The organism is Marinobacter nauticus, assembly GCF_003634635.1.
Taxonomy (GTDB): Bacteria; Pseudomonadota; Gammaproteobacteria; order Pseudomonadales; family Oleiphilaceae; genus Marinobacter; species Marinobacter nauticus.
In genome coordinates, this window is sequence record NZ_RBJB01000003.1 from 263668 (window position 1) to 286376 (window position 22709).

The 22709-nt window shown below is 58.1% G+C and carries 19 protein-coding genes; 11 read left to right on the forward strand and 8 right to left on the reverse strand.

What is annotated here, in order from left to right; all coding sequences use genetic code 11:
• The first annotated feature begins 4 nt into the window (after positions 1–4).
• The 3 genes from C7436_RS07055 to C7436_RS07065 all read left to right on the forward strand — a co-directional run bounded on the left by C7436_RS07055 (position 5) and on the right by C7436_RS07065 (position 3541).
• Positions 5–1039 carry an imelysin family protein gene (locus tag C7436_RS07055; RefSeq protein WP_121207173.1) on the forward strand — a complete coding sequence of 345 codons (1035 nt, stop codon included), beginning with the start codon at positions 5–7 and terminating at the stop codon, positions 1037–1039.
• Between the two features lie 12 nt (positions 1040–1051).
• On the forward strand, positions 1052–2146 hold the full coding sequence (locus C7436_RS07060) for a DUF1513 domain-containing protein (RefSeq protein WP_121207174.1): 1095 nt from the start codon (positions 1052–1054) through the stop codon (positions 2144–2146).
• Between the two features lie 81 nt (positions 2147–2227).
• Positions 2228–3541 (forward strand): MFS transporter, encoded by a 1314-nt coding sequence (locus C7436_RS07065; RefSeq protein ID WP_121207896.1) that lies wholly within the window; start codon positions 2228–2230, stop codon positions 3539–3541.
• Between the two features lie 15 nt (positions 3542–3556).
• Here C7436_RS07065 and C7436_RS07070 read toward each other — a convergent pair whose 3' ends face one another.
• The 5 genes from C7436_RS07070 to C7436_RS07090 form a co-directional block, all read right to left on the reverse strand.
• On the reverse strand, positions 3557–3925 hold the full coding sequence (locus C7436_RS07070) for a DUF4870 family protein (protein WP_121207175.1): 369 nt from the start codon (positions 3923–3925) through the stop codon (positions 3557–3559).
• 61 nt (positions 3926–3986) lie between these two features.
• Positions 3987–5627 (reverse strand): methyl-accepting chemotaxis protein, encoded by a 1641-nt coding sequence (locus C7436_RS07075; protein WP_121207176.1) that lies wholly within the window; start codon positions 5625–5627, stop codon positions 3987–3989.
• 237 nt (positions 5628–5864) lie between these two features.
• Entirely contained in the window at positions 5865–7880 is a 2016-nt protein-coding gene (locus tag C7436_RS07080; protein WP_121207177.1) for a PhoX family protein, read from the reverse strand.
• Between the two features lie 179 nt (positions 7881–8059).
• On the reverse strand, positions 8060–8374 hold the full coding sequence (locus C7436_RS07085) for a hypothetical protein (RefSeq protein ID WP_011786285.1): 315 nt from the start codon (positions 8372–8374) through the stop codon (positions 8060–8062).
• 79 nt (positions 8375–8453) lie between these two features.
• The gene (locus C7436_RS07090; protein WP_022987979.1) at positions 8454–8705 is read right to left on the reverse strand and encodes a hypothetical protein; all 252 of its coding nucleotides are present in this window, start codon (positions 8703–8705) and stop codon (positions 8454–8456) included.
• A 182-nt stretch (positions 8706–8887) separates the two neighbouring features.
• On the opposite strand from C7436_RS07090, the gene C7436_RS07095 reads away from it, so the two are divergent.
• Positions 8888–10189 carry an alkane 1-monooxygenase gene (locus C7436_RS07095; protein ID WP_121207179.1) on the forward strand — a complete coding sequence of 434 codons (1302 nt, stop codon included), beginning with the start codon at positions 8888–8890 and terminating at the stop codon, positions 10187–10189.
• A 227-nt stretch (positions 10190–10416) separates the two neighbouring features.
• Here the strand turns inward: C7436_RS07095 and C7436_RS07100 are convergent, their stop codons facing one another.
• A complete protein-coding gene (locus C7436_RS07100) occupies positions 10417–11196 on the reverse strand; it encodes a crotonase/enoyl-CoA hydratase family protein (RefSeq protein WP_121207180.1) in 780 nt (259 codons plus the stop codon).
• 205 nt (positions 11197–11401) lie between these two features.
• Positions 11402–13204 carry an acyl-CoA dehydrogenase gene (locus C7436_RS07105; protein WP_121207182.1) on the reverse strand — a complete coding sequence of 601 codons (1803 nt, stop codon included), beginning with the start codon at positions 13202–13204 and terminating at the stop codon, positions 11402–11404.
• Positions 13205–13494: 290 nt separating this feature from the next.
• On the opposite strand from C7436_RS07105, the gene C7436_RS07110 reads away from it, so the two are divergent.
• Both C7436_RS07110 and C7436_RS18815 read left to right on the forward strand, forming a co-directional pair.
• Positions 13495–14487 carry a GlxA family transcriptional regulator gene (locus C7436_RS07110; protein WP_121207184.1) on the forward strand — a complete coding sequence of 331 codons (993 nt, stop codon included), beginning with the start codon at positions 13495–13497 and terminating at the stop codon, positions 14485–14487.
• Positions 14488–14627: 140 nt separating this feature from the next.
• Positions 14628–14792, forward strand: coding sequence for a hypothetical protein (locus C7436_RS18815; RefSeq protein ID WP_011786291.1), 165 nt, complete (start codon positions 14628–14630; stop codon positions 14790–14792).
• A gap of 66 nt (positions 14793–14858) precedes the next feature.
• Here C7436_RS18815 and C7436_RS07115 read toward each other — a convergent pair whose 3' ends face one another.
• The gene (locus C7436_RS07115) at positions 14859–16913 is read right to left on the reverse strand and encodes an NADPH-dependent 2,4-dienoyl-CoA reductase (RefSeq protein WP_121207185.1); all 2055 of its coding nucleotides are present in this window, start codon (positions 16911–16913) and stop codon (positions 14859–14861) included.
• A 352-nt stretch (positions 16914–17265) separates the two neighbouring features.
• Between C7436_RS07115 and C7436_RS07120 the strand changes: the two genes are divergently transcribed.
• From C7436_RS07120 to C7436_RS07140, 5 genes are read left to right on the forward strand one after another with little or no spacing between them, the layout of a single operon-like run.
• Positions 17266–20067 (forward strand): monovalent cation/H+ antiporter subunit A, encoded by a 2802-nt coding sequence (locus C7436_RS07120; RefSeq protein WP_011786293.1) that lies wholly within the window; start codon positions 17266–17268, stop codon positions 20065–20067.
• Positions 20067–20438, forward strand: a complete 372-nt coding sequence (locus C7436_RS07125) for a Na+/H+ antiporter subunit C (protein ID WP_011786294.1) — start codon at positions 20067–20069, stop codon at positions 20436–20438. Before C7436_RS07120 ends, C7436_RS07125 begins: the two co-directional genes overlap by 1 nt.
• Positions 20435–21952 carry a monovalent cation/H+ antiporter subunit D gene (locus tag C7436_RS07130; protein WP_121207186.1) on the forward strand — a complete coding sequence of 506 codons (1518 nt, stop codon included), beginning with the start codon at positions 20435–20437 and terminating at the stop codon, positions 21950–21952. The genes C7436_RS07125 and C7436_RS07130 overlap by 4 nt, the downstream gene beginning before the upstream one ends.
• Positions 21952–22440 (forward strand): Na+/H+ antiporter subunit E, encoded by a 489-nt coding sequence (locus tag C7436_RS07135; protein ID WP_023009135.1) that lies wholly within the window; start codon positions 21952–21954, stop codon positions 22438–22440. Before C7436_RS07130 ends, C7436_RS07135 begins: the two co-directional genes overlap by 1 nt.
• Entirely contained in the window at positions 22437–22706 is a 270-nt protein-coding gene (locus C7436_RS07140) for a K+/H+ antiporter subunit F (protein WP_011786297.1), read from the forward strand. Before C7436_RS07135 ends, C7436_RS07140 begins: the two co-directional genes overlap by 4 nt.
• Positions 22707–22709: the final 3 nt, after the last annotated feature.

Consider the following 22709-nt stretch of genomic DNA (forward strand, 5'->3'; position numbering starts at 1 on the left):
CACTATGCAACCGATCACCAGACTGTTCTTCGCCTCCGCCCTGCTTGTCTGCACTACGGCGGCACTCGGGGCCAACGCCGATACCCAGGCCCGCGAACAGTGGCATGGCGCAATTCAAAACGGCTACGAATCGCTGGCAACCAAAACCGAACAACTGGCATCGGCGGCGGTCGGCTACTGCAACGCACCGACGTCCGACAGCCGACCGGCCCTGAACGATGCCTGGCTCGATGCCTTCCTGGCCTGGCAGCGGGTCCGCTTTGTTGACTTCGGCCCGATGGAGAACAACAACCTGTCCTGGCAATTCCAGTTCTGGCCGGACCCGAAAAACCTGGTCGCTCGCAAGGCCCGGTATCTGCTTGGCACCGAAGCCCCCGTTAACGCCGAGGTGATCAACCAATCCGGGGTGGCGGTTCAGGGCTTTCCCATGGCCGAATACCTGCTGTTCGACGAGCAACTCAACAGTGGGGAGAACGCCCTGCCCGCAGCCAAAAACTGTGAGGTGCTCTCGGCGGTCACCCGGCATATGGCACGTAATGCCCGGGGGCTCGCAGACAGCTGGGCGAGTTTCAAACAACACTATCTGGACACCGGGCCATACCGCGACACCACCATCAAAGCCGGCATGACGGCGCTTGAAATACTGGAAGAGCGACGGCTGGCGCAGCCCATGGGGCTAAGGGGCAATGGCAAACGCAATCCTTACATCACCGATGCCTGGCGCAGTGGCCAGAGTCTGATGGCGGTGGAAGCAACAGTGGCAGGGCTCGAGAAATTCTACCTTCCCGGACTGATCACCTCACTGAAAACCGACGGCGAGACCGAACTGGCAGAGCGCATTCAGAGGCAGTTTGAGAAAGTGGCTGACAACTTTCCGGAAGCCCATGCTGCCATGGCAACGCTCATGGAGAGTGATGAGCGGTTCCGCATTCTGCAAGGGCTCTTTGTGGATGTTTCCCAGCTTTCAACGCTGATCAATGACGAAGCCGCCGTGGCGCTTGGCGTAGTACGTGGCTTCAACTCAAGTGACGGCGACTGAACAGGTATACCCATGCTCATCCATCGCAGAACCCTGATCAAAGCCACCGTCGCCGGAGGTATGGCCGCCACCTTCACCGGCTGCTCGTTGCTCCCCCGCAAAACCGGCCCACAGCCCGAACGCTATGCCGGCGCGGTTGGCCTGCCGGATGGACGCTTTGGCGTGAGTGCCTTTGATCGATCCGGCAACGTTCAGTGGCAGGCGCCGGTAGACACCCGATGCCACAGCGGCTGTAACCGGCCCGGCCGAAAAGATACTCTGTTTTTTGAGCGCCGACCGGGCTGGTCGTTCTATGTTTTCGATGCAGAAACCGGGCAACGCAGACACCGCATTATGGCCCCGGAAGGCGAACACTTTGTCGGCCACGGCGTGTTCTCACCTGATGGCCGGTGGCTTTACGCCACGGCCAGCCGCTACCAGCCCGGCGAAGGCATTGTCGCCGTCTACGATGCCGAGCAGGACTATAAACGGGTGGACACCTTTGAACTGGCCGGCATCGGGCCCCATGAGCTTACCCTGCATCCTGACGGCAACACTCTGGTCATCGGCCTGGGCGGCATTCTGACTCACCCTGATTACGACCGCATCAAACTCAATCTGGATACCATGCAACCCGCCCTGATTCTGATGGATCGCCGGTCCGGCCAGATCGTTGGCCGCTTCGCCCCTGCCCACCACCAGCAGAGCTCCCGCCACGTCAGCGTCAGTACCGAAGGCAAAGTCTATGTTGCCTACCAGTACCAGGGACCGCTCTACGAGCGACCTCCGCTGCTGGCGCGCATAGAAGATGGGCAACTCCGGGAATATCGCTTTGACCCGGAAACCCAGGCCGCTCTCGGCAACTACATCGCCAGCGTGGTGGCCCATCCTGAAAACGACCTGATCGCCGCCGCTTCCCCCGTGGGCGGCACCGCTATTGTCTTCCGCGGCAAGACCGGGGAGCTGGTTGCCAAAGCCCGCATCACTGACTGCGCCGGCATTCAGACTCTGGCAGGAGGCGATTTCCTGGTGTCCTCGGGACAGGGCCGACTGGTGCAACTGAGCGCCGGACAAGCTGCGAAAGACATCGCGCGGCTACCGGTACAGTGGGACCACCACCTTGTTTGACGCGCACTGGCTGATCCTCCGGCTTAAGCACACCCGAGCTAACTGGTATGCTTGGCAAACATTTTTCTGGAGGACGGCCCTTTGCCAGCAACCAAACCCAACACCATCGACCAGCTCTACGGACTGATTGCCAACGAAGAGGACGCACGGGTCTGTAAAGACATCCCGGAGGAAGCCTGTCTGGAAGTACCCCGAAACTTCTTCCTGATTCTGTTCAGCAATGTGCTCACCAAACTTGGAGACTTGCTGATCAGCCCCAAGACCGTGCTGGCCTGGCTGATGAGTGCCGTTGGCGCACCGGCTCTGGTAGCCTGGTTGGTGCCTATCCGGGAATCCGGCTCCATGGTGCCGCAGATGGTGATCGCCGCCTGGGTGCGTCGCAAGGCGATGCGCAAATGGTTCTGGACCCTGGGCAGTTTCGGGCAGGCCGTCAGCGTGGCTGCGATGGCGGCAAGCGTGTGGTTTCTTGAAGGCTATGCGGCCGGTGGCGGCATTGTCGCGGCGCTTATTGTGTTTTCACTGGCCCGGGGATTCTGTTCGGTCTCTATGAAAGACGTTCAGGGCAAATGTATCCCCAAAACCCGCCGGGGCCGGCTGTCTGGGCTGGCAACCACCATTGGTGGCACCGCCACGGTGGTGCTCACAGGACTGCTGTTCTGGGATCGGGGCGACCCCAGCATTGCCTTTTACACCACATTGCTGCTCCTGGCAGCTACGCTGTGGGTGATTGCCGGGGTTCTGTTTGCCAATGTGGAAGAGTATGCCGGGGAAACAGGGGGCGGTGGCAACGCGATCAACGAGGCTTTTAAAAGTCTGTCGCTGCTACGGGACGATGCGCCCTTCAGGCATTTTGTCATCACTCGTGCACTGCTTTTGTGTTCGGCTCTGGCGTCTCCCTATTTCGTGGTGCTCGCCCAACAGGAATCCGATATTGGCTGGATGCTGGGCGTCTTTCTGCTCGCCAGCAGTCTGGCCAGCTCCCTGAGCGCCAGCTTCTGGGGTTGGGCCGCCGACACCTCCAGCCGCCGAGTGATGATTCGGGGTGCCACCATGGCCAGCTCGGTCTGCCTGGTGGTTGGTGTTCTGGCACTGGTGCTGGGCCCCGGGTTTGGCGGTGCCTGGTTCTATCCGGTGGCGTTTTTTGTGCTGAGTATTGCCCATGCCGGCGTGCGCCTGGGGCGCAAAACCTATCTGGTGGATATGGCCGGAGGCAACAAACGGACAGACTACACTGCGGTCAGCAATACCGTTATCGGTGTGTTGCTGCTGGTAACCGGGGGGTTCACAGCCGCCATTTCCATGATTTCGGACGTGGCGGTGATTCTGGTATTGGGACTGATGGGGCTGGCGGGCATGCTGAGCGCATTACGCCTGGAAGAAGTGACGGAAGACTGAGCCATCAAGACCCCGTTAAATCGGGGTCTTGCCATCGTTCAGGGCCAGGGCACCTTTGACAATTCGGTAGATCACCCAGATCGCAATACCCAGCAGAATAAACCAGCCCACAATCAGCATGGTGGTAATCACCCCGATGACTGTCCACAGCAAACCAATCCAGAAGGTGCGGATCTGCCAGCGGAAATGGGGCTCTATCCAGGTACCACGGACATCATCCAGTTTGACGTAGTTGATAATCACGCCCACCAGTGCCGTCACCCCCCCCAGAAAAAAAGACAACGCCTGCAGGATGTAAACCACCACCGCCAGATTCCTCGCAGAGCTGGGCTCCTGTGATTGCTGGCCGTCAGGTTTTGCGGGGATATACTCGGTTTCGGACACAGGAATTCTCCTTGTTACGTCCCCGGCAGTCTATCACAGCCTTGGCGGGTGCCCAGTGCGATCAATTCCCCGCCGGCCGATACCCAACCCGGAACCCGCCCCAGTGCTTGCCGTTCACATAGATGGGCACCGACAGATCGTGCATGATTTCACCAGTGTCCCGGCGATAGGTCTGGAGCAGCATACTTTCGGTATGACTCCCGCAGCGAATGCCAGTGCGGTCATTGAACAGTCGCTTGCTGCGGCTTTTCACCAGGTCCACTTCCGGATTACCACTCGGCGGGTGGGCAAAATCCTTATTATGGGTAGGCACATAACCGTCCGGCGTGCAGGCGATGGAGAACACAATGGCCTCATGGGATTTCTTGATGGGCTCCTGTATTGCCGGAAACACTTGGTCAGTAAACCGATCGAAGCTGCTGGAATACTGTTGGGGCTGGGTGTTGGCAATCGGTGTTCGCTTCTTGTCAAACAGCGCCGCTTCACTCAAACGGCCCTCTCGAATTGCCGCCTCAAACAATTGGCCAATCTGCTGCGCCCCTTCCAGTGCTTTCTCATAAAACGGCCGGTGGTAGCTTTCGCTGCTGTTCAGCGCAAAGGCAGCATTCGCCTTCTCCGCCAGCTCCATCAACGTGGAAGCCTGGTCCGCCAGCGATGCCACACTGGTATCACTTTCGGATATATGGTCACGGACAGACTCAATAGCCGAAAACACCTGGGCCAGACTCTGCTCGTTGTTCTGGTCGATCTCGGCAATACGGGCAACCTGCTGCTGAACCCGGTCGGATTGATCCCGAATCTGATCCAGCTGGCCGCCAACGCTCTCTACAGATGTCAGCCCGTCTTCCACGGTTTTCGCCAGAGATTCAATGCGGGACACAATCTTGGTTGTGTCATTCTGAATTTCGTCGAGGGTGTCCGCCACTTCACTGGTGGCCTGGGCAGTGCGCCCGGCCAACTGCCGGACTTCATCGGCCACCACCGCAAACCCGCGGCCCTGTTCACCGGCGCGGGCCGCCTCAATAGCGGCATTCAGTGCCAAAAGATTAGTCTGCTCGGCGATACCCTGAATGGTGGACGTCACGCCCTGGATCTTGCCGGATTTTTCATGCAACGCCTGAATCAACCTGAGGTTTTCTTCCGACTGTTGATGCACCAGGCGCACATTTTCAATGGCCGACACCAATGACTGACGCCCCTCCACGCTGACTTCGCGATTCTGCAATGCCATGGTGGCGGCGTTGGTGGCCTGTTCCGATGATTCCCGAACCGATTCCGTGATCTGGCCCGCGTAATCGGCCATCTGAGCGGTTTCTTCCACCTGTCGGTCCAGGCGCTGCTTCACCTGATCCGCCGCAAACGAGACTTCGGCGGCCGAGATGGCATTCTTGTCGGCACTGGCCGAGAGGGTTTCAACCAGGGCCTTGCCCACACGGGCATCCGCCAGAAGCTGCGCACACTGAGCCCGCAAGGGATGATTGTCAGCCAGGGAGCCATCATTCAGGCCGTTGATTCCACGCTCTATTGGTTCAAGCACCCGTAAAACCAGATAGCAAGCCGCAGCAGCAAGGCCCACAAGGAGCCCGATTAACAGAGAGGCGGCATCGAGCCCCATCAACGGAGCCACCAGAATGCAGGCAATACCGAGCGCAACAGCAATGCCCACCCCCCATAAAATTGCAGTGCGATCGAGTAAACCCATGGTGCCCTCATCTTTGTCATTGCTAACGCAAGCATGTTGTTATTGCAGGCCATCCCTGAGGTTAAAGAAATGATATAGGTTAATAACTCCTACTTTAGTGGACTAAAGATACCACTATTGCAGGGCCCAAGGAGTTTATCGGCATCTGGAAGGAAACCTGAAATACAGAAGAGAAAAGCCCGGGCGGAACGAGTCCGCCCGGGCTTTTTGGCAGCGCCTGACAACCGTTATGGCTGATCAGGCACCGATAACGCCACCATCGTTGCGGGTTACGATAACCGTTGCATCACGCGGACGCGGATCGTTAGCATCCGGCCAGTTTGCTTCCGGGTGCTGGATATTGACGAACATGGTCTTCACATCCGGTGTGGAGACAACGCCTGTAACCTCACAGCCAACCGGCCCAACGAAGAAACGCTTGATCTCGCGGGTTTCCGGGTTGGCCGCCAGCATCATGTTGTTCTGATAAGGTGCTGCATCGGAGCCGTCGGTCTGAATCCAGAGGCGGCCGTTATAATCGAACCAGAGGCCATCCGGACTGTTGAAGATGTTGTCATCAGTCAGAGATACGATAACCTGGTCGTCAACCACGGTTTCCGTGCCCTGCTCACCGGCGAACACGAAGATATCCCAGTCAAAGCTGGTTGCAGTGTGATCGTTGCCGTCTTCGCTCCAGCGAATAATATGACCGGTGCGGTTGTTGGCATTCGGGTTTGCCGCGTTAACCTGCTCCTCCGTCCGGCGGGAGTTATTGGTCAGCGTAAAGTAAACCTGACCGGAATTCGGATCTACAGCCCCCCACTCCGGGCGATCCATCGGGGTCGCACCTGCGATGTCGGCAGCCAGGCGAGTGTTCAACAAAACATCAGCCTGATTCTCAAAACCATCAAACTGAACGTTGCCAACCATTTCGCCCTGGGCCGCAGCCACTTTGGCAGCAAAATCCGCATCGTTCAGATCCAGCGCCAGCCAGTCGCCTGAGCCATCGTCGTTAAAGCGAGCCACGTAGAGCGTACCCTCGTCCAGGAGGTAGCCACCGGCCGTTGCAGCGTAGTAGGGCTTTGAGGAGACAAATTTGTAGATGTACTCGAAACGGGAATCATCACCGGAATAACATACGACCGGCTCACCTTCCTTAACCGGCGCAAAAATCACACCCTCGTGACCAAAGCGGCCCAGCGCAGTTCGCTTCTGTGGTTTGCTCTCTGGAGTAAACGGATCAATTTCCACCATGAAACCGTAGGTATTGGCCTCATTCCGGTAATCATCCGCCGCCGACGCACCCGTCGGGGTAACATCAAAGCGCACGTATTGATCCGCACCGCTGTCAGCCAACTCCCAGTCGTAGCGGCTTGAATCGCCGACGCCATGGCGGGTCTGCTCCCGGGGCTGCGTTGCATCGCTATTAGCGAAGTACCCGTGCCAGTTTTCCTCAGCCGCAAGGTAAGTTCCCCACGGCGTCGGGCCCATCGCGCAGTTGTTCAGAGTACCGCGGGTTTCCGTTGCATCCGGACTGTATTTGGTGACCAGTTTGTCGTAACCACGCACCGGACCACGGATATCCATTTCGGTATTACCCGTAACCCGGCGATTAAACGGACTCCCGAAAACAATATCCCACTTGCCGTTGTTGTCGCGTTTGATATGAACCACAGACACACCGTGCGCGGCGATTTCCTTGCGCACTTCATCGGCCGGACGCATACCGTTGATGTAGGTAGCCCCGTTGGCATGCAAAGCGCCTTGATTGATGTACTCATGGTTCATCACCAACAGACCTTCGCTGGAGCTGTTGCCACCGGCTTTCAGGTCAATCGGGAAAAAGTGCACACCGTCATGATGCATGCCCATTTGCTGCTCTTGCTCTTCTCCGGTATTGGTGCCATCCGGCTTATAGGCCGGGTAAGACCCGGTAATTGGCGTGCCCCAGGGAAGAAACGCTTCAGAGGAGTATCCCTCGGGAACAACGACCTGATTCGCGGTTGAAGTAGGGACAGCCTTGAAACCCAGTTCAGTGGTGGATGTGTTTCCACCGGTAGTACCGCCATCGTTGTCACTATCACTGTCACTGCCACAACCGGCAAGCCCCAACCCCATAACGCTGGCCAGAGCGGCGCCTACGCTACCTTTCATGACGGTACGACGCTGCATTCTGGCAGACAGTACCTGATGGAACGGGGTGTTTTCGGAATGATTGACGACTGGCTCGTAGTTCGGGTCCAGGTAATTGGGATCAAGATCGTGCTTGGCCATGGTTTGCCTCTCTCGGATTGGTGGACAAGTCCTTTATTTCGAGAGGCAAGTGTCGGCAAGTAATGTGACAGGACGTAAACAGATTTAAGTCAGAGTGTTGAACGTTCGATGACAACCGGTGAGGCAGAAACAGAAACGGGGCCCAAAGGCCCCGCAACCGCGCGACTCAACTCAGGTGATCACTGAGTCATTTCGTCATAGCCTTCTTCCATGGAGTCAGCTGCTTCTTCCATGGAGTCGCCAGCTTCATCGGCGGCTTCTTCAATCTCGTCGCCGGCGTTTTCTGCGCCTTCCTGCATTTCACCAATCACGCCTTCATCCTGGCCAGTGGCTTCTTCCCAGGTTTCTTCGGTGGCGTTCGCGGCGTCATCCATCATTTCCTCGGCATTTTCACCCGCTTCTTCAAAATCCGCGCCTTCATCGCTCTCGGAGCTACAGGCAGAAAGTCCAAGCGTGGCAACCAGTGCGAGTGCGCTCAAGGTAAACTTGTTCATAACATGTCCCTCTGTCGGTATATGTGTACAACGCCAACAGAGTAGAGGCAGCCGGTGGTCAATATCAATTACCGGGCGATTACCCTTTCGTTAACCGCTCACCGTCGATCATGATGATGTGGTCCGCTGAGACCACCTGTCCTTTTCCCAGCACCACGAAATCCCGCCCGGCCCGGCTAAGCACTTCCCGGATAACGCCGTGAACCACGCAGACCTGTCCATTCGGGTCCTGATAGATGATTTCCGCCAGTTTCATGGCGCGCGCGTATTCCTGGAGCCGTTGTTGCAACGTCCAGGACATAGTAGCCGGAGATGGATTGGTGGCACTCATTCGACGCTTCCCTGTTTTTTTTTGTTTCCAGAAGTCTGGACCACAAGCTCTGGATTCGCCAGCTGGAGCCTGATTGTCATTAGAGGCCAGTTCGCTTAGCCAGACTCTCTTACTTGTTGTATTGCCAGATTGTCCGACATAAATTGAACAAACAAACACAACGAGTTCCACGGAGAGCCCATATGAACGCCAAAGTGAAATCCTCGCTCGACACGCACCAGGTCGCCGCGCCCCGGAAAACCGGGGCATCGGATTCAAAAGACACCGCCACCAAGGCCGAGACCTGGAAAGATCCCAAGCGCTACATGTGGCTGTTGGGGCCTGCGCTTCCAGGCATTGGCCTTGCCGCTCTGACTGGCTATGCCCTGGCCCCGAAACGACTGAAGGCTCTGGCCTGGACCGGGCCGGCACTGGTGCACGGCATTATTCCGGCACTGGACCGGGCGATCGGTGAAGATAAGAGCAATCCCCCTGAATCGGCGGTAAAGACCCTGGAGCGGGACAAGTATTACGACCGTATTGTGAAGGCGTTTATCCCCACCCAGTACGCCATGACCTTCATGGGCGCCTGGCTGGCCAGCCGGAAAAACACACCACTCGAGGACAAGATCGGCCTGACCCTGACCGTAGGCGCCATCAACGGGGTAGGCATCAACACCGCCCATGAACTGGGCCATAAGTCCAATAAACTGAACAAACTGATGGCCATGGCCGCCTTGGCTCCCACCGCCTACACCCACTTTGTGGTGGAACATAATTTTGGTCATCACAAGCGGGTAGCCACACCGGAGGACCCCGCCAGCAGCCGAATGGGCGAGAGTTTCTGGAAGTTCCTGCCCCGAACCGTGTTCGGCGGCATCAAGTCGTCGGTCAAGATCGAAAAGGCTCGGCTGGAACGCAAGGGTAAGAGCTTCTGGAGTCTTGATAACGAACTGCTACAGGGTTGGGCCATGACGGCCGGGTTCTTTGGCGCCACGACGCTGGTCTGTGGCCCGAGGGCGGTGCCGTTCCTGGCAGCGCAGGCGGTTTATGGCGCGAGTCTGTTGGAGAGTGTGAATTACATCGAGCACTATGGTCTGTTGCGGCAGAAGGACAAGAATGGCAAGTATGAGCGCACGAAGCCGGAGCACAGTTGGAACAGCAATCACATTGTGACCAACCTGTTCCTGTATCAGTTGCAACGGCATTCTGACCACCACGCCCATCCGACCCGGAGTTTCCAGGCCTTGCGCCATTTTGAAAAGGCGCCCCAGTTGCCGGGAGGGTACGCATCGATGCTGTTGCCGGCCTACCTGCCCCAGTGGTGGTACGAGACGATGGATAAGCGGGTAATTGACCACTATGAAGGGGATCTGTCGAAGATTAACTGGGACCCTGATCGCAAGGAGGAGTTGATGGCCAAGTATGCGGACTATGCTGCGAAAGTGGCAGCGGAGGCTGCGGCTCGGCGGGCTGGCTCTTCTTCTGAGTCTGAGGCTGCCTGATTTCGTGGTTTGATTGCCCGCACCAGCCTGTTGGTTGGGCGCCGGCTGCGGGTTGGGGCCACCCTTCCGGGAGACGCCGTGAACCCATCCATGGGGGCTTGAGCGCAGCATCCCTGCTGCGCACACTCCCGGAAGGGTGGCCCCAACCCGCCGCTTTCGCTTCCCTGAGATAGTCGCTGATTCGACGATTCGCTAAGGACTAAATCTCGATTAACAGGGCAATCCTGCTACTTGCCTTTGAACACCGCCTCTCTTCTCTCCAGGAATGACCGGATTCCTTCTTTGACATCTTCGCTGGCCATGACCGGGCGTAGTTCCGGGAACAGACGTTCCTTGGCCGCTTCCTGGCCTTCGGACACGGCAATCTTGGACGATTTCAGGCTGCCCTGAACGCCCAGAGGTGCGGCTTTGGCAATCTTTTCGGCGATTTCCATGGCTTTGTTGAATTGTTCGCCGGGTTCCACCAGTTCCTGAATCAGGCCCCACTGGTAAGCCTGTTCCGCGGTCCATTCATCACCAGTGAGCAGGTAGCGCTGGGCGTTGCCCCAACCGATTTCCCGCTGCAGGCGAATGGTGGCGCCACCGCAGGCGAAGATGCCGCGTTTCACTTCCAGCTGAGCGAAGCGGGTGCCTTTCGCGGCCACGCGGGTGTCGGTGTTGAGCATCATCTCGACGCCACAGGTGAAGCAGATGCCCTGGGCGGCGAAGACCACCGGCTTGGTGAGGCTATCGCCGGTAATATCGAACGGGTCGAGTTCGCCTTCGCCGGGTTCAATGCCTTTACCGTTGGCGAACACGCCGGCCCAGTCATCCAGTTGCAGGCCGCTGGTGAAGTGGTCACCTTCAGCGTACATCACTGCCACGCGCAGCTCCGGATCGTTCTGGAGCTGGTAATAGGCGGCAGCGATTTCGTGGTACATGGCCCGGTTCATGGCGTTCATTTTTTCCGGGCGATTCAGTCCGATCAGCAAAACATGATTTTTCTTATCAACATTTACCAGAGCCATTGCGCTTTCCTTTCATGTTTTCTTGTCAACAGGCTATGCCCATGTGCGGGCGCGAACGGCTGGGAGTCCTTTCAGGGACCGTCTGTGGCCATGGATGGCCACAGTCGAGCGCACATGGACGTGCTCGTAGCGTGTCCCTGAAAGGGCGCCCAGCCGATCGCACTACCCCAACACTCGCAGGCTAGTGATACAAAGAGCACCAAAACTAGAACCAATCGGCCTTCATGTTCAGACACGTATCATCCTGATTCCGCAGCAGCACCAGATCCTGAGCCACGGTGGGTAATTCCCAGTGGAAGAAGTACTGGGCGGCCTGCAGTTTGCCCTGGTAGAAGTTGCGTTCGCTGTCGCTGTTAGCAGACCCCAGTGCGTGGGCTGCGGCATTGGCCTGCCGCAGCCACATCCAGGCCACGATAATGTGGCCGAACAGGTGCAGATAGCAGCTGGCGTTGGCCAGGGTTTTGTCGACTTCGCCGCCCATCAGGGATTTACCCAGGCTCTGGGTGACTTTTACCGCCTGCTGCAAAGTCTCACTCAGAGACAACGCCCACTGCTGGCAGCGCTCAGTGGTGGCCGCCTGCAGATCCACCTGCATTTCCTGCATCAGCAACTGCAGGCCGTGGCTCTGGTCCTGCCAGATTTTACGGCCCAGCAGGTCCAGAGCCTGGATGCCGTTGGTGCCTTCGTGGATGGGGTTCAGGCGGTTGTCGCGCCAGCACTGCTCGACCGGGTATTCGCGAGTGTAGCCAGCGCCGCCGTAGACCTGGATTGCCAGATCGTTGGCTTTCGGACCGTATTCCGAGGGCCAGGCTTTGATCACCGGGGTAAGCAAATCCAGCAGCTTGCCGGCTTCCATTCGTTTCTGGTCATCCGGGTGGGTGTGCTGATCATCCATCAGGCGAGCGCCGTAGAGGCAGAGCGCCAGGCCGCCTTCGCTGTAGGCTTTCTGGGCCAGCAGCATGCGGCGTACGTCCGCGTGGTCGATGATGGGTACTTGCGGGCTTTCCGGATTCTTTTCGCTGGCCTTGCGGCCCTGCAGGCGGTCCTTGGCGTATTCCAGGCTGTGCATGTAGCCCCGATAGCCGATCACCGCGGCGCCAAAGCCAACGCCGATGCGGGCTTCGTTCATCATCTGGAACATGTACTTCAGGCCCTGATGGGGTTCACCTACCAGGTAGCCGTGGCAGGGAGCGTCGTCGCCGAAGCTCAGGGCGGTACTGGTAGTGCCACGATAGCCGAGTTTGTGGATCAGGCCGGCGAGGCTGACGCCGTTGCGGTCGCCCGGGTTGCCGTTCTCGTCCACATGGAATTTCGGGACGATGAACAGGGAGATGCCTTTTACGCCAGCCGGTGCGCCTTTGATTTTCGCCAGCACCATGTGAACGATATTTTCGGTGATGCTCTGCTCGCCACCAGAGATGTAGATTTTGGCGCCTTTGATCAGGTAGTGGCCGTCGTCGGTGGGCGTGGCGGAGGTGCGGATGTCAGCCAGGCTGGAGCCGGCGTGGGGCTCGGTCAGGGCCATGGTTCCACTGTAGCGGCCGCTGAGCATATTGGGCAGGAATTTGGTTTTCTGTTCGTCGTTGCCGAATACACGGATCAGGTTGGCGGCGGCGGTGGTCAGAAACGGGTAGCCGGCGGTGCCGGGATTGGCGGCGGTGAAGAAGCCGTTGCAGGCCGCCATGACGGATTCCGGCAATTGCATGCCGCCGAGATCGTACTCGTATCGGCCAGCGAGGAAGCCAGCTTCGGCGTAGGCATCGAAGGCCTGTTTGACGTCCGGGAGCATTTCCACCTGGCCGTTGACGAATTTGGGTTCGTCTTTGTCGGCAGCACTGTTGTGGTTGGCGAATTTTTCTTTCGCCATTTTGTCGGCGGTTTCGATGACGGCGTCGAAGGTTTCTTTGCTGTGTTCGCTGAAGCGCTCGCGCTGGATGAGGGATTCGGTGTCCATCACCTCATAAAGTTGGAATGCAAGATCGCGGCGGTCTATCAGGGTGTCGGTCATTCTTGGTCTCCTGTTGATTGGTCATAGCGTCTCATAACGGCTATGGTTGTTGGAATTGTCATTTCTGACTTATTCTTGGCTGAATCCGCCAACCTTTGCGTTAGCAAGACGGCCACTGCCATGGGGATTCTCTTCCGGGAGACGCCGTGAACCCATCCCTGGGGGCTTGAGCGCAGCTTCCCTGCTGCGCACACTCCCGGAAGAGAATCCCCATGCCAGCGGCCTGATTTAGAGAATGCCGTCATGCCAGTTCATGCAACGCCACAAGCCAGAAAACAGGAATTGTCCCAGTGAAAACCGTCACTATCATCGGCTTCAACGGAGCTCTGGCCAGCGCCATCACCGGTATGATCGACCTGTTTCGCCTGGCCGGGGTGACCTGGGCCCGAATTCATGGCGAGCAGCCGACGGCATGGTTCAGAACCCGGCTGCTGACCGAGGATGGCGAGCCCTGCCGATGCATCAATGGCGTGACCCTGTTGGCGGATGGTTCCTGGCAGGATATTGACGAACTGGGTGCCGATGACCTGCTGATTATTCCGACCATTGGTGCACCCATTGATGAAGTTCTGCAAACCAACCCCCTCCTGATTCAGTGGCTTTCAAAGTTTCCGACTGCGACGCCCGGCGATGTTCGGGTGGCCAGTAACTGTACCGGCGCGTTTTTATTGGCGGCGGCGGGGTTACTGGACGGTCGGGAGGCCACCACACACTGGGGGTTTGGTGAACAGTTCAGACGGCAGTTTCCGGCTGTAAATCTCCATGCCGACAAGCTGGTCACGGTTGATGGCCCCGTGGCCTGCGCCGGGGGTGGTATGGCCTGGTGGGATCTGGGGGTGTATCTGGTTGAGCGGCTGGCAGGTGCGCAGGTGGCCCGTGAGTTGGCGAAGGCGTTTGTGATTGACGCCGGGCGCACGAGCCAGGCTCCCTATAGCGTGCTGCAGGCCAAGCGATACCATTCAGACACGGTGGTTCACCAGGTTCAGGATTGGCTGGAGGCGCATTTCAGAGAGCCGGTTTCATTGCCAGAGCTTTCCAGCTTCGCCGGGTTGTCCGAAAGGTCGCTGTTACGTCGGTTCCGGCAGGCGACAGGGGATTCACCGTCCAGCTATCTGCAGCTACTCCGTGTGGAGGAGGCTCGCAGGCTACTCGAATCCTCAACGGGGGGGCTTGAGTCGGTCACCCGGGCGGTCGGATACGAGGATGTGAGTTCGTTCAGCCGGCTGTTTCGTCGGCATACGAAGCTTTCACCGGGCGCCTATCGGGCGAAATTCGGCCGATAGTATGGTGTTACAGGTCACAATTCAGTCTTTGGTAGTGTTTCTGTGGCGCGGGTTATGCATCAAACTGTCTTGTAGGCGATTTTTTGCCGCTGTACGTAAATAATCTTGACAGTATTAACCCTTCGGGGGAGGTCGTTTCCATGAACGCACCGTTGAAGCAGAGCCGGGCCGATGTACTTAACCGGCTATACGATATGAAGCGCAAGCAGCTCGCGCAGGCCAGTCAGCAGGGTAACAGCCTGCGTTGCCAGGTATTGGAAGCCGAAGCAGAGGCGATTTCCAATGCCCTGAAAACCGTTCGATAGCCATTTATCCAGACAACAGCTATCGAACGCCACTTCCGGTCAACTGATGACGTAGCAGGTCACTTTTTAGATGGCTGCCGCGATTTCGGTTCCCTGACGGATGGCCCTTTTGGCATCCAGCTCTTCCGCCACATCAGCACCCCCAATGAGGTGCGCTTTCACGCCTTTATCAGCAAGCTGGTCGAACAGTTCCCGATAGCTTTCCTGTCCCGCGCAGATGATCACGTTGTCCACGGCCAGAACTCTGATCTCGCCGGTCTTTCCGTCCTTGTCGGTCAGGGTAATATGCAGGCCTTGATCGTCGATTCGATCGTAACGGCAACCCCGGAGCATTTCGACGTCCCGATGCTTGAGGCTGCTTCGGTGCACCCAGCCTGAGGTTTTGCCCAGGCCGCCGCCGACTTTGCCGGTTTTACGCTGCATCAGATAGATCTTGCGGGGCGATGGGGTCTGCGCCCGTTCAGCCAGGCCGCCGGGGCCCTCAAACGTGGGATTCACCCCCCATTCCGCCTGCCATTCAGCCACACTCACCTGTTCGCCTTCCGGGTGCTTGCCAAAGTCGTGAGTCAGGAATTCACTGACATCAAAACCGATACCACCAGCCCCGATCACAGCCACCGACTTGCCCACCGGTTTGTTGTGGCGTAGTACATCCAGGTACCCAAGGACTTTCGGGTGGTCGATGCCTTCAATCTTCGGTGTTCGTGGTTTGACGCCGGTGGCGATGATCACGTCGTCAAAGCCCTGTTCGATCAGCTCGTCGGCCCCCACACGGGTTTCGAGCCGCAGGTCGATTTCCAGCAGATCAATCTGACGCTGAAAATAGCGCAGGGTTTCGTAGAACTCTTCCTTGCCCGGAATACGTTTGGCGTAATTGAACTGGCCGCCAATTTTGTCGTCAGCTTCAAACAGGGTAACCTTGTGCCCCCGTTTTGCCGCCGTGGTGGCTGCTGCCAGGCCAGCGGGACCGGCGCCGACCACCGCTACGCGCCTGACGACAGGCGCTACCGTGAGCACCAGTTCGGTCTCGTGGCAGGCCCGGGGGTTTACAAGACAGGAGGCGCGCTTGGCCTGGAACACATGGTCCAGACACGCCTGATTGCAGGCGATACAGGTATTGATCTCGTCGCCGCGCCCCTGTTCCGCCTTGCGGACAAACTCGCTGTCGGCCAGCAGCGGGCGTGCCATGGACACCATGTCAGCCTTACCGGCAGCAAGGATTTCCTCGCCTTTTTCAGGCGTATTGATACGGTTGGTGGTACACACCGGGATGTCCACCTCGCCATAGAACTTGGCTGTCACATCCGCAAAGCCGCCGCGGGGTACCGAGGTCACGATGGTGGGAACGCGGGCCTCGTGCCAGCCAATACCCGTGTTGATAATGGTTGCACCGGCTTTCTCGATAGCCTTGCCCAGAGTGACGATCTGCTCCCAGGTCTGGCCGCCTTCCACCAGATCCAGCATGGACAGGCGGTAAATAATGATGAATTCCGGCCCGACCGCCTCACGCATGCGGCGAACGATCTCCACCGGCAAGCGCATTCGGTTTTCGTAAGGCCCACCCCACTTGTCGGTTCGCTTGTTGGTGCGTTCACACAGGAACTGGTTGATAAAATAGCCTTCAGAGCCCATCACCTCAACGCCGTCGTAGCCGGCGAATTTAGCCAGCTTGGCGGCATTCACGAAGTCATTGATCTGCCGTTCCACACCTTTTGTCGAGAGGGCTCTGGCCTTGAACGGACTGATCGGTGCCTTGGTGGCCGAGGCCGACACAATCAGCGGCTGATAACCGTAACGCCCGGCGTGCAGCAATTGCAGGCAGATTTTTCCGCCCGCTTCATGCACGGCCCCGGTCACATGACGATGCAGCAAAGCAGTCGCACGGTTATTCATCGTAGACGCGAGCGGCGCCAGCTGCCCCACCAGGTTGGGAGAAAAGCCACCGGTTACCATGAGCCCGACGCCACCTTCCGCCCGTTCGGCAAAATACCGGGCGAACTTGTGGATATTCCAGAAACGGTCTTCGAGGCCGGTATGCATCGACCCCATCAGCACCCGGTTCTTGAGCTCAGTGAACCCCAGATCAAGCGGTTTCAGCAGGTTGGGATAGGCGTTGGTCATGGCGCACTCTCATCGAATATTTATCGGGAGTATACACTTGATCAATGGCAAGTTGACTTGACCTGACCGACGGGCCACGTATCATCGCATTTCAAGTTTGACTGACGGAGCAACCATGACCGCAAGGTCCTTCGGCTGCATTAGAATCACCCGCCCACCCGTTACCGCTGACATCGCGCGGCATCGGGGACGCCTTCCGTATTTCCCGGACCCGCCTGTTTCCTGCTGAATCCACCCTGACCCATGCCGACCCGATCCCGATGCTCATCGTGCACGGTGGCTGGTCGGAGACTAGACTCAGGCAAACACGCCTTTGGTACTCATGTAAAAGAACACCGATAACGAGGTTGCGATGTCGCTACCGCTGGTTGTATTTCTGCCATTTCTGGGGGCTATAGCTGCCCCGCTGTTTGCCCTTGGGGGGCGGACAGCGATTGCGATTGCCTCTTCTGTTCCGGCGCTTATTGCCCTGGCTGCCCTGTTCCCGCACTGGGAAACACTGGCCAACGGTGGCACCGTCCTGCAATCCTGGGAGTGGTTACCGGCGATCGGCATTTCCTTCAGCTTCCGCCTCGATGGACTGTCTCTGCTGTTCGCACTGCTGATTCTGATTATTGGCGTGCTGATCATTCTCTATGCCCGCTATTACCTGAAGCCGGCCGAGAATATCGGGAAGTTTTACGCGCTGCTGCTCTGTTTCAAAGGCTCCATGCTGGGCATCGTACTCTCCAGCAATCTCTTGCTGATGATGATTTTCTGGGAACTGACCAGTCTCACCTCGTTCCTGCTCATCAGTTTCTGGAACCACAAACAGGACGCTCGTCGTGGCGCCCGCATGGCGCTGGCGGTGACCGGTGGCGGTGGGCTGGCGTTGCTCGCGGGCATTCTGATCATCGGCAACATTGTCGGCAGTTTTGAACTGGACGATGTGCTGGCCGCCGGCGATGTTATCAAAGCCCACGCCATGTACCCCGTCGCCCTGACGCTGGTACTGCTGGGCGCGTTTACCAAGTCTGCCCAGTTCCCGTTCCATTTCTGGCTGCCCCATGCCATGCAGGCGCCAACGCCGGTTTCGGCCTACCTGCACTCCGCCACCATGGTCAAGGCCGGCATTTTCCTGATGGCGCGTTTGTACCCGGCATTGGCTGGTACGGAACAATGGTTCTACATGGTCAGTTTTACCGGCATGGCAACTTTGCTGATTGGCGCCTACGTGGCCATGTTCAAGCACGACCTGAAAGGGCTTCTGGCGCATTCCACCGTCAGCCACCTGGGCCTGATCACGCTGCTGTTCGGTATGGGTACCGAGCTGGCAGCGGTGGCAGCGGTATTCCACGTCATCAACCATGCCACCTTCAAGGCCTCACTGTTCATGGCCGCCGGTATTATCGACCACGAAACCGGTACCCGGGACATGCGCCGGATTAACGGCCTGTGGCGATACATGCCCCATACGGCCACTCTGGCCATGGTGGCCGCGTCATCCATGGCCGGGGTTCCGCTGCTGAACGGCTTCCTGAGCAAGGAAATGTTCTTTGCCGAGTCCCTGCAACTGAATCTGCCCGGCATCTGGGCCTGGCTGCCGCCGATCGTCGCCACGCTGGCCGGTATTTTTGCGGTCGCCTATTCCGCACGTTTTATTCACGACGTGTTCTTTAACGGCAAGCCCGTCAATCTGCCCATCTACCCGCCCCACGAACCGCCCCGGTACATGAAAATCCCGGTGGAGATCCTGGTCTTCGCCTGCATCATGGTAGGCATGTTCCCGGCGGTATCGGTCGGGCCTCTGCTCTACGCTGCCGCCCACGCCACCCTTGGCGGCGAGGTGCCGGATTATCAACTGGCGGTTATCCACGGGTTTAACCTACCACTGATCATGAGTTTTGCGGCTTTCTTTGGCGGTTTGATCATGTATAGCCAGCGCCAGAAATTCTTTGATTTCCACGCGCGCTTCAAGGAAATTGACGAGAAGGCCGTATTCGAAGCGATCGTACTGCGGATCGTCGACCTGGCGAACGGCTTTACGGCAAGAATCGAGAACGGCTCTCTGCAAAGATACGGCATGCTGCTTGTGGTCAGCGTGCTGGCAGTCGCTGCCATGCCACTGCTGGATCTGGGTATCTTCATTGGTGAGACCGGCTTGAGCCCTGTGGACTGGCCCACGGCCATTGCCGCAGGCGTACTGATCATTTGTGCCCTGTTGACGGCTGCCGTGCACCGGCAGCGATTTTACGCGCTGGTTGTGCTGAGCGTGGTGGGCCTGATCGTTGCACTGGCGTTTGCCCGCTTCTCGGCGCCCGACCTGGCCATGACCCAGTTGTCGGTGGAAGTGGTGACCATTGTTCTGCTCATGCTGGCGCTCTACTACATGCCTGGCTGGACACCCGTGGAAACCCCACTGAAACGTCGCTTCCGGGATATCGCCATCGCGGGTATTGCCGGTATTGGTATGACTCTGGTTACCCTGGCCATGTTGACGCAACCGTTCAGTTCGATTTCCGATTTCTTCCTTGAGAACAGCAAACCGGGCGGTGGCGGCACCAACGTGGTCAACGTCATCCTGGTGGACTTCCGGGGCTTTGATACCCTGGGCGAAATCACGGTTCTGGCGATTGCTGCCCTGGGCATTTACGCGCTGCTGAAAAATACGCCGCTGACGCCACCACCCAGTGATGGCGAAGGCCATGCCTGGTCCCGGGATGCCTACCCGTTAATGCTGCGTTTGATCGCCCGGCCACTGTTGCCGCTGTCCCTGATGGTGTCGGCATTCATCTTCCTGCGTGGCCACAACCTGCCCGGCGGCGGATTTATCGCGGGTCTGATCACCTCGATAGCCCTGATCCTCCAGTACATTGCCAGTGGCCTGAACTGGACCCAGGACCGGATTCCGTTCAAATATCACAACGTCATTGGCCTGGGCCTGTTGTTCGCAACCATTGCCGGCGCAGCAAGCCTGGCCTTCGGCTATCCGTTCCTGACCTCAACATTCGGCTATATCACCTGGCCGGTAGTCGGCAAGTTCGAGGTAGCCTCAGCACTGGTCTTCGACCTGGGTGTTTATCTCACGGTAATCGGGGCCACCCTGTTGGCGCTGGTGACCATTGGCCGCATATCGCCGCATTCGGCCATCAAGAGCAAGAGGGAGGGCGCGTAATGGAACTTGTCTATGCATTGGTGATTGGTGCCCTGACTGCTTCCGGCGTTTATCTTCTGCTGCGGGCGCGCACGTTCCCCGTGGTGGTTGGCCTGACACTGCTGTCTTATGGGGTAAACCTTTTCCTGTTCTCCACCGGACGCCTGGCTACCGGCAAGCAACCGATTATCGGCACAGCGGAAAGCTATGCCGACCCGCTGCCGCAAGCGCTGGTTTTAACGGCCATCGTGATTGGCTTCGCCATGACGGCCTTTGTGGTGGTGATGTCGCTACGAAACCTTGCGGATAACGAAGATGACCATGTTGATGGCAAACAACCGTATAAATCGCCAGCACCGGAGCAGGAAGACGAGGAGGTAACCGGTAAATGAACCATTGGCTTACCGCTCCGATTCTGATTCCTCTGCTTGGCGGCATTCTGCAGGCACTGATGGGCTATGCCCCCATCACGCTGCGCCGGACTCTGGCACTGGCAACCACCGTGCTGATCCTGGTCTCGGCCATAGTCCTTCTGGTGCTGGCAAACGACGGCAGTTACCGCATTTATGCTTTTGGCAACTGGCAGCCACCGTTCGGGATTGTCCTGGTTCTGGACCGGCTGGCCGCGCTGATGCTGATCATGACCTCCGTTCTGGCCCTGTTCTGCCACCTGTATGCCATCGGCGGCGCCGACGAGGGTAACCGACAGTTCCACGCCCTGTTCCTGTTCCAGTTGATGGGACTCAACATCGCCTTCCTGACCGGTGACCTGTTCAACCTTTTCGTTGCCTTCGAGGTGCTGCTGATCGCATCCTACGGCCTGCTGATGCATGGTGGAGGCACCATAAGGACTGTGCCTGGCCTCCACTACGTGGTTCTCAACCTGATCGGCTCGGCGATCTTCCTGATCAGTGTGGGCATGATCTACAGCGTCACCGGCACCCTGAATATGGCAGACCTTGCGGTCAAGGTTCCCCAGGTAACCGGTGAAAGCCTGAATATCGTCAAGGCCGGCGGCATGATGTTGCTGGTAGTCTTCGGCCTGAAGGCCGCCATTCTGCCGCTGTGTTTCTGGCTGCCCCGTGCCTACTCCAAAGCCACGGCGCCCGTTGCAGCTCTGTTTGCGGTCATGACCAAGGTGGGCATCTACGCCATCCTGCGGGTGTACCCGCTGGTGTTTGGCGACGAAGCCGGTGAGCTTGCCAATCTCGGCATGGATTGGCTGTTCCCGATCGCTCTGGCCACCCTGGCCATGGGCGTCATAGGCGCTCTGGGCTCTGGTAGCCTGAAGACGCTTGTGGCCTGGCAGGTAATCATATCCGTGGGCACCCTGCTGGCTCCCATCTCTCTGGGCTCCGAAGCCGGCTTGTCTGCCGCCTTGTTCTATATGCTCAGCACGACCTGGACCGTCGGCGGCCTGTTCCTTGTATCGGAACTGATAGCCAACCAGCGCGGCAGCGCAAAAGATCGCATCATCACCGCGCCCAGGATGCATAACCGCACTTTCCTGAGCGTGCTGTTTCTGATCGGTGCCGTTGCCGCCGCCGGGTTGCCTCCGCTCAGCGGCTTCATTGGGAAGCTGCTGATTCTACAGTCCGTTGAGCCCGGTTTCGAAATGGCCTGGCTCTGGTCAGTGCTGCTGGTTGGCAGCTTCCTCACAATCATTGCCTACAGTCGGGCCGGCAGTATTGTTTTCTGGCGAACCGTCGACGGGCATCTGGAAAAGCCGGACCCATTGAATGGTCGGATTTCTGTAGCAGCAGGCGCGCTCACCGCACTGGCGATCGTCCTGGTCGTGTTTGCCGGTCCAATAACACGCTATACCGATGCAACGGCCGAACAGCTACACAATAACAATGCCTATATCGAAATCCTGCAGATGCCTATGGTCGGGGAGGATGACTGATGCTTGATCGACTGAGGTTTCCCCACCCCTGGCTGAGCCTGACCCTGTTCGTCATGTGGCAATTTCTGAGTGACGGCATCAGTGGCGGCAGTATTGTTCTTGGACTGATCCTGGCCTGGATAATCCCCCTGATGACCCAGGGTTTCTGGCCAGATCCACCCACCTTGCTCAAGGCCTGGAAGACACCTGCCTACCTGTTGCGGGTTCTGTGGGACATTGTGGTCGCCAGCGTTGATGTGGCAAGGCTGATACTGAGCCCTCGCGAACCACGCCCGATGTTCATCTGCTACACCCTGGAACTCAAGGATCCGCTGGCTATCAGCATTCTCGCCAGCACCATTTCCCTGACGCCGGGCACCGTTAGCGCGGATGTGAGCGATGACAACACACTGCTGCTGATACATGCCCTGGACGCCGAGGACGAGCAGGAAGTCATCGACACCATCCGGAACCGGTACGAAAAGCCTTTGCTGGAGATGTTCCAATGATGCTAACCGCGCTCTACATCACCATTGCCATGGTCACGCTGGCCGCCTTGCTGAACGTTTACCGCCTGATCAAGGGCCCGGATGCGCCGGACCGGATACTGGCGCTCGACACCCTCTACATTAACGCCATCGCATTGATCATTCTGTTGGGCATCACGCTAAAAACACGCATGTACCTTGAGTCTGCGCTGCTGATTGCGGTTATGGGATTTGTTGGAACCGTCGCCATGGCCAAATACCTCAAGCGCGGCAGCGTCATTGAATAACCC